Annotated in this window: 10 protein-coding genes and 1 pseudogene; 5 read left to right on the forward strand and 6 right to left on the reverse strand. The window is 66.7% G+C overall.

Annotated features, from left to right (window positions below; genetic code table 11):
• From AC5JJ6_RS33465 to AC5JJ6_RS33475, 3 genes and pseudogenes are all read left to right on the forward strand, one after another.
• Positions 1–212 (forward strand): annotated as a pseudogene (locus AC5JJ6_RS33465) (hypothetical protein); the annotation flags it as partial.
• 110 nt (positions 213–322) lie between these two features.
• Positions 323–1,384 carry a hypothetical protein gene (locus tag AC5JJ6_RS33470; RefSeq protein ID WP_496046183.1) on the forward strand — a complete coding sequence of 354 codons (1,062 nt, stop codon included), beginning with the start codon at positions 323–325 and terminating at the stop codon, positions 1,382–1,384.
• Positions 1,381–1,866 (forward strand): hypothetical protein, encoded by a 486-nt coding sequence (locus tag AC5JJ6_RS33475; protein ID WP_496046184.1) that lies wholly within the window; start codon positions 1,381–1,383, stop codon positions 1,864–1,866. Before AC5JJ6_RS33470 ends, AC5JJ6_RS33475 begins: the two co-directional genes overlap by 4 nt.
• A 25-nt stretch (positions 1,867–1,891) precedes the next feature.
• Here AC5JJ6_RS33475 and AC5JJ6_RS33480 read toward each other — a convergent pair whose 3' ends face one another.
• The 3 genes from AC5JJ6_RS33480 to AC5JJ6_RS33490 all read right to left on the reverse strand — a co-directional run bounded on the left by AC5JJ6_RS33480 (position 1,892) and on the right by AC5JJ6_RS33490 (position 4,296).
• On the reverse strand, positions 1,892–2,056 hold the full coding sequence (locus tag AC5JJ6_RS33480) for a hypothetical protein (protein WP_496046185.1): 165 nt from the start codon (positions 2,054–2,056) through the stop codon (positions 1,892–1,894).
• A gap of 125 nt (positions 2,057–2,181) precedes the next feature.
• Positions 2,182–2,970, reverse strand: coding sequence for an SDR family oxidoreductase (locus AC5JJ6_RS33485; protein WP_044428656.1), 789 nt, complete (start codon positions 2,968–2,970; stop codon positions 2,182–2,184).
• A gap of 165 nt (positions 2,971–3,135) precedes the next feature.
• On the reverse strand, positions 3,136–4,296 hold the full coding sequence (locus AC5JJ6_RS33490) for a L,D-transpeptidase family protein (RefSeq protein WP_496046186.1): 1,161 nt from the start codon (positions 4,294–4,296) through the stop codon (positions 3,136–3,138).
• Between the two features lie 247 nt (positions 4,297–4,543).
• Here AC5JJ6_RS33490 and pyrB point away from each other — a divergent pair, with 247 nt between their 5' ends.
• Positions 4,544–5,419: an aspartate carbamoyltransferase gene (gene pyrB / locus AC5JJ6_RS33495; RefSeq protein WP_496046187.1), complete on the forward strand. Its 876-nt coding sequence runs from the start codon at positions 4,544–4,546 to the stop codon at positions 5,417–5,419.
• A gap of 37 nt (positions 5,420–5,456) precedes the next feature.
• Here pyrB and AC5JJ6_RS33500 read toward each other — a convergent pair whose 3' ends face one another.
• The 3 genes from AC5JJ6_RS33500 to AC5JJ6_RS33510 all read right to left on the reverse strand — a co-directional run bounded on the left by AC5JJ6_RS33500 (position 5,457) and on the right by AC5JJ6_RS33510 (position 6,905).
• Positions 5,457–5,741 (reverse strand): PGPGW domain-containing protein, encoded by a 285-nt coding sequence (locus AC5JJ6_RS33500; RefSeq protein ID WP_496046188.1) that lies wholly within the window; start codon positions 5,739–5,741, stop codon positions 5,457–5,459.
• A gap of 6 nt (positions 5,742–5,747) precedes the next feature.
• A complete protein-coding gene (locus AC5JJ6_RS33505; protein ID WP_496046189.1) occupies positions 5,748–6,251 on the reverse strand; it encodes a hypothetical protein in 504 nt (167 codons plus the stop codon).
• Positions 6,252–6,365: 114 nt separating this feature from the next.
• Positions 6,366–6,905 (reverse strand): RbsD/FucU family protein, encoded by a 540-nt coding sequence (locus AC5JJ6_RS33510; RefSeq protein WP_496046190.1) that lies wholly within the window; start codon positions 6,903–6,905, stop codon positions 6,366–6,368.
• A gap of 100 nt (positions 6,906–7,005) precedes the next feature.
• Here AC5JJ6_RS33510 and AC5JJ6_RS33515 point away from each other — a divergent pair.
• Positions 7,006–7,384, forward strand: a 379-nt coding sequence (locus AC5JJ6_RS33515) for an SDR family NAD(P)-dependent oxidoreductase (protein ID WP_496046191.1), incomplete at its 3' end; no start/stop codon positions are given.

Below are 7,384 nucleotides of genomic sequence, written 5' to 3' on the forward strand. Positions count from 1 at the left end.
GGGGCCGCGTCAGCGAGGCGACCGGCGGCGTGCTGATCGCCAGCTTTGCCGGACTAGTCGTCGGTCCGCCGCTGTTCGGCCTGATCGTGGCGTGGTCCGGCAGCTATGTGCCGGGGTTCCTGATCATGGCCGCCACCTGCCTGGCCGGGGCGGTGCCGCTGATCGCGAACCGAGTTGACCGAGCCACCTCGAATACCCCGATCGATTTATAGAATCTTTACCCGGTCACGCCAGAATTCCGGTTCGCTGAATCCGATGAGATTGGTTTCGACGTTGCGGCTCCAGGTGCTGCTCCCGGATCGGCCTGGAGGGGAGATTCGTCTTGAGCTTCAAGTTCATCGCTATCGCTTACGGAATGCTGGGCGCCACCGCGGCAACCGGCTACATGGTCCAGGGCGGCGGTGGCAGCGGCGCCGTCGGCAAGCGTCCCAGCGGCCAAGTCGCCGAGCAGCCGAAGGCCGAAAGGGTCGCGAAGCTGGAGATGCCGCCCAAGGCCGCTCCGATGCCGCAAGTCGCGATGGTCGCATCATCTCCCCAGGACGACTCGGTGATCATGACCTCTCCGGCGGCACCGGGCGCCGCACTCTCCTCGACCCCCTTGACGGCTCCGCCGACGCCCGCTCCTCCGCCTCCTCCACGCATGGCCGTTCACGAAGAAAAACCGGCCGAGCCCAAGGTCGAGAAGACCGCGGAGAAGCCGGATGATAAGCCGGCCGGGAAGATTGCCGAAAAACCTGCGGAAAAGCCGCCCGAAAATCACCTCAGCCCAAGCGCCAGACGGAATTACATACAGATTACGGCCGACATGCTGGTCAATCCCTGGACCGGAGAGTGGCTGACCAGCGACGACCGTTCCATGGGCTACCTGTCCGGTCCGGCCAAGGGGCCGGCACCGTCAGCGGCACCCGCGCCCGTGATGGTGGCCGAAGCGCAGCCGCCTGCGGCAGCGCCGCCACCGGCGGCAGCGCAGGCGCCTGCAGTGCCGCCCGCCGTCAGGGAGGCCGCCGCGCCGCCGGCCCCTCCGGCTGCCGAGTCCATCCCCGTCAGCATTCCAGTAAGCATTCCGGTCACGACCCCGATCCCGGTGAAGGCGTCTTCGCCGCCGGCGACCAGACAGGCGACCGGGCAGCAGCACGGCTACATGGCCCACCTTGCCTCGTACCGGGACGAAGTCCATGCGGCGGCAGGATGGAAGACCCTTCAAAAAGCGCATCGCGATCTGCTTATCAACAGATCGCCGGTAACTATAACCGCCGAAATTCCCGGTCAGGGAACCTTCGTGCGGCTCATGGCCGATGGTTTCGGCCAGTTGGCCGATGTCTCGGAATTCTGCTCGGAGTTCAAGGCTTCGGGCCGCTACTGCACCCCGGTCAAAGCCAAATGACAAGCATCGGACGGTTCCACGGGATTTTCCCGGCTATCCTTGCGGTTGCGATGCTTGCCGGCTGCGCTGCGTCGCCGCCGACCTCGCCGCTGGCCATCGAAATCAGCCAATCGTCCGGCTGTGTCGAGTCGATCGAGAACCAGCCGGCCTTCGCACCGCTTCGCCTCAAAAGTCCGGCGCTGGGTGAGATGACCTCGACGCATCTGGGCGATACGTCCAAGCCTACGCCGGAGGAACAGGCGCTGGCCAAGGAATATCTCGCCGCCGTGTCGGCCTGCGAACCCAACGCCCAGTCGATGCTGAACCCGCAGGAGCAGGCTGCCGGCCGGGCGATCCTGACGACATGGCACGAGCAGGAACAGCTTTATGTGGCGCTCACGTCGGGCCGGCTGACATGGGGGCAGTTCAACCGCATGACGGAGGCGCTAGGCCGGCGGATGGACCGCCAGCTTCGCACCGCCATGGCGGCAGCAGGCTCTTAGCAGCGCCGTCGCGAAGACTTGACGGTCAGGCGCCGCCGACACCCTCGATGATCTTGCCGGTGCCGTCGCAGTTTGGACAGGGCTGGCCGTTCAGACGTCCCGTTCCACTGCAATCCGGGCAGATATCCTCGCCGGTACCCGGAGTCCCCGCCGGTGCGTCATCGCCCGGTGCCATCGGTTCCGCTGTCATGGTCGATCTCCCTTGCTGGTTTAAAGGCTGGGCTGGTTATCAAACAGGTTGTTGACGGACTCAACAGGGAGACCGGCCCATTTGTCCCGGTGTCTTGAACCAGGACGCTTATCGCCCGATCGCGGTCAGCGGGATTTCACGGCACCGCCGTCGACCAGCGTGACCGTGCCCGTCACATAGCTTGCCCGGGCACTCAGCAGGAACGTCGCGACCGAAGCGAATTCCTCCACCGTACCGTAGCGGCCGACCGGGATCTGCGCCTTGTTGGCGGTGGCCACTTCTTCCAGGCTCTTGTTCTGCTTCTGGGACGCGACGGCGTCGAGCTGCTCCAGCCGTTCCGTCTGGATGCGTCCGGGCAGGATCGTGTTCACCGTGACGCCGTCGGGCGCCACCTCCAGCGACAGCGTCTTGCCCCAATTGACCAGGGACGCGCGCAGCGTGTTGGAGATGCCGAGGTTGGGGATCGGCTGGATCACGCCCGACGATGCGACGGTCAGGATGCGGCCCCAGCCGCGCTCGCGCATGCCGGGAAGCACGCGGCCGGTCGTCTCGATCAGGGTCACGACCATGGCCTGGAAATGCTTCAGCCAGTCCTCCGCCGTGACGGCGGAGATGTTGCCGGGCGGCGGTCCGCCGCTGTTGTTGACCAGGATGTCGATGGCGCCGGGGCCGTCGGCGAGGCCGGCCATCAGCCGGTCCACCGCTTCGGGTCCGTTCATGTCGACGGCCACGTAGCGGGCGGTGCCGGCGCCGCGCGCCGATATCGCTTCGGCAGCCTGACGCAGGCGGTCCTCGTTACGGCCGACCAGCGTCACATGGGCGCCTTCCGCCGCCAGCTGCTCGGCGATGCCGTGGCCCAGCCCCTTGCTCGATCCCAGTACCAGGGCGCGCTTGCCCGTAAGTCCGAGGTCCATTCTTCATATCCTCCCACTTCCATTACGGCCGGGTACGTTAACCGGATGGCGGCAGGAGGCAAGGAAGCATTTACTTTTCAGCCCTTTGGGGAGATCGCGCTACTCGTCATCGTCGGGCTGGACGGCGCGGATGTCGCGGGCAGGGCACGCATCGATCAGGAAGGATCAGTTGGCGGCGGCGATCAATTCCGGTGGCGGAACGATCCCGTAGATGTCGGGCAGCACCACGACACGCTCGCCGCGCAGCACGGCCGGCCAATAGACGAACCGCACAGGCATCGGCTGGGCCAGCCTGATCCATCGGGTTTCCCCCGCATCGACCATGGCCGATATCCGCGAAGGGCTGAAGCCCGAAGCCATCAGCAGTTCCTCTGCCAGCGTTCCGGGGTCCGCCAGCCGCACGCAGCCGGAACTGACGGCACGCCTGTCCCGGTTGAAGACGCGTGGGTCGTTGGTGCCGTGCAGGTAGATCTGGTCGTCGTTGGTCAGGTTGAACCGGTAACGCCCGAGGGCATTGTGGTCCCCCGCCTCCTGGACGATGCGGATCCGCCAGGGCGACACGTTGGTCCAGTCCACCAAGGCGGGATCGACCACCGTGCCGTCCAGCCAGACGGAGGCGTGATCGATACCGGGCGCGCCGGTACGCCGCAGGTTCGGCAGCTTGTCCTGCTTCAGGACGGTCGGCGGCACGGTCCAGGTCGGGTTGAGGATGACGTGGGTGATCTGGTCGGCCAGCAACGGGGTTGGACGCGAAGGGCTGCCGACGGCGGTATCCATCGTCAGGACCGTTTCGCCGTTGCGCACCAGCGCCAGCTCCTGGGCCGGCAGGTTCACCACGACCATGGTGGCCGGGACCGAAGCCCTGAACTCCGCCATGCGGACCAGCGTCTCGCGGATCGAGGCGATCTCCTGCGCCGGCGTGACGTTGAGCGACGACAGCGTGGCGCCTCCGACCTTACCGTCGGGAGTCAGGCCGCGTTCAGCCTGGAAGACGCTGACGGCGGCCGAGACCGTCTCGTCATGGATGTCGCGCTCGGAACCGGGCGCAAGGTATCCCAGTTCGACCAGGCGCCGGCTGAGCTGGAGCACGCGCTCGTCCACCATGCCCGGCTTCAGCACCGGTCCGCGCGCGATCCGCGTCGATACCGGCACGCCCTCCGCCCGCGCCTCTTCCTCCAGCGCCGCCAGACGAGTTTCCAGCGCCGCCGTCCATACCCCCAGCGCCTGATCGAACCCGCCGGCCCGCGCCGAAGCGCCGGAGGCAGCGATGAGGAACGCTACCAGCAGGGCCAGCAGGGCGACGGGATAGGCGATGCGGGAAATCATGGCGGACTCGAAGGATATGGAACAATTATTTTAGCGCATCGCGGCGGCGGAACCAGAGCGGGAACGTGATTTAAGTCACGCCCTTCGGAGGTGTTGCCGGCTTGCCCATCCGGGGATCACATCCGGGTTGTGTCCGACCCGATTTTGCTGCAAAAGCACGCGCGCCGGGCCTGTTTTCCGGTCCTCGTTTTCGGCCCCTGCTTCGGCCCCGCTCGCGGCCCCGGCAGCGCTGCCGCTGGAGATCCTGATGAAGCTCACCCATGTCCTGTCCATCGACCAGTTCGACAAACCGCTCATCGAGGAACTGTTCTACCACGCGAACTGGATCAGCAAGGCGAAGGGGCATAGCATCAGCCATCTGCGCGGCAAGCTGCTGGCGAACCTGTTCTACGAAGCTTCGACACGGACGTCGTCGAGCTTCTTCGCGGCCATGAGCCGGCTCGGCGGACGGGTGCTGCCAATCAACGACGTGACCTTCTCCAGCGTCTCCAAGGGCGAGATCCTGGAAGACACGATCCGGACGCTGGCCTGCTACACCGACATCATCGTGCTGCGCCATCCGGAAAAGGGCGCCGCCCAGCGCGCCGCCGCCGTGTCGCCGGTCCCGATCGTCAATGCCGGCGACGGCGTCGGCGAGCACCCGACCCAGGCGCTGCTCGACCTCTACACCATCATGGCGGAACAGGGCGGCATCGACGGGCTGACCGTCACCATGATGGGCGACCTGAAGCACGGCAGGACCGTCCACAGCCTCGCCCGCCTGCTGCGCCTGTATGACGTCAAGATCAACTTCGTCTCGCCCGCCGAACTGCGGATGCCCGCCGACCTCGTCCATCCCGCCGACCGGCAGGTCGAGACGCTGGATGAGGTGCTGACCGGCACCGACGTGCTGTACGTCACCAGGGTCCAGAAGGAACGGTTCGAGGCGACCGGTGATTACAACTATGGATTGACGCTGGACCACATGGCCCGGGCCAAGCCGACCATGTCGGTGATGCACCCGCTGCCGCGTGTCAACGAGATCCCGCTGGAGCTGGACGCCGACCCGCGCGCAGCCTATTTCCGCCAGATGCAGAACGGGCTGTTCGTCCGCATGGCGCTGCTGATGTATCTGCTGGGCTGATACGCTTCAGCTCGAGCGGTTCAGGATGCCCGGCTCATTATGCTGGCGGCGGACGGCGCTTCCGCCGCCGCACGTAGCGGTCGAACGGGGCGAACCAGCCGGGCTTGCGGCGGCGCATCCTGACGAACAGCCGCCGCGCGTCGGCCGAGTTGCGCAGCAGGATGACCGTGCCGACCAGGGCTACCGGCAGGCCGAAGGGTCCCGGCAGCGGAGCGATGAGGATGCCGGCGGCGACGATGGTCCAGCCCATGCCGATCAGGGCAAGCTGGCGGATGCGGCCTAGGGACAGGGTGGATGTGGCGGAACCGGGGCGCCTTGTCATGGCGGATCAGTGGACGGTCGGCTTCATGTCGACCCCCGAGCGTCCCGTACCCTCCGATGTCAACGATTCCGGCGCCAGCCGGTCGGACAGCGGCAGGTCGAACCGTATCATGACCTCGTTCAGCACGGCCCGGTCGGGACGCCAGCGGAACTCGCGGTCCAGCCTGCCGCGGGCACGGTGGGCGAACCCGGTCAGCGACTTCCGGTCGCGCGCCGCGGCGGGAGGACGCCGGTCGGCGCAGCTTTCCAGCATCAGGCGGATCATCAGGTCCCGCTTGGAAACGTCGACGAACCCGTCGGCGTCGAAATAGACCTTGGTGAAGGCGACATCGGACACGACGCGCTCAAGATCGGGCGCTTCGACCACCACGACCGAGACCATCTCGACGCAACGGCCGGCAAGGCCGGCAATCGGAGCGATACGGTCGTCGGCGCGGTCGAAGTCCCGGTGGGAAAGCTCGACCAGGTCGCCCGATGTCTGCCGGATCAGGTAACGGCGCCCTACCACCATGGTAGTCTCCCGATGAAAAGAACCACCCGCTCTGGAATTGCTGCTTGCCGACAGAATAACAGGAATGGAGCGTGTCGGCGAAGATGTTTCCCGCAGCAAATCGGAGGGAGGGTGTCAGGAGCTTGCGGCAGGTGCGGAGTCGGCTTGTTCAAATTCTGCCTTGCCGGGCTCGGCCTTTCCCGCCTGGACCGCCTCCGGCGGCGGCGGCTGGATCGGCTCCGCAAGCCGGACCACTCCCTTCGTCAGGAGCAGACTGCCGTTGACGCGGGTCTCGCCCGTCACGACGACTGCGAAAGCGGCGCGCGCGCGGTCGTAGAAGCCGAACCGGTCGAGCCGGCCGATCTGCCAGCGCGGCCCTTCATGGCGCTCGACGATCCGGATGAACTCGCGGCAGACATCGGATTCCTCGATCTCGGCTGACCCCAGATCGACCATGCGGGTGTAAGGCGTATCCAGCATGTCGTCGAGCGGCATGACGCTGAGGATGGCCTCCAGAGCCCTCGGGGCGTCGACGCCTTCCAGCCTTATCACCCGGGCGCCCAATGACACGGCGGGAAAGTTCCTGTCCACCAGCGCCAGCTCGTCGCCATGTCCCATGGCCGCGAGGACATAGAGAAGATCGGCGTTGAGCAGCGGGTCCAGTCCCTTGAGCATGATGGCGTCGGTTCCTCCGGTATGGGCGGTCCACACCGCACCCCCGAAGATAACCGCCGCTGCGGGGCGGAGGTTGCAAGACGGGCGGCGACGGTGTTCCATGGCGGCCATGACCATCCGGAAAACCGTCATCATCACCGGCGGCGGGCGCGGCATCGGCGCCGCGGCCGTCAGACTGTTCGCGGCGCGGGGCTGGCGCGTCGCCTTCACCTGGGCGACCCGGGAGCCGCCGGCCGGCGGTCCCGCATCGGCCTACCGCTGCGATGTCCGGAACGAGGCGGATGTTGCTTCCCTGTTCCGCCAGGTCGCGGCCGACTTCGGCCGGATCGACGCGCTGGTCAACAATGCCGGCATCACCGGCCCGCGCTGCCGGATCGAGGACGTGACGGCCGGCCTGCTGCGGGACGTGACCGCGACCAACCTGATCGGCCCCATCCTGTGCGCCCGCGAAGCTATCCGGCACATGGCGCCTCTCGGCG

It is taken from the genome of Skermanella sp. (assembly GCF_059503625.1).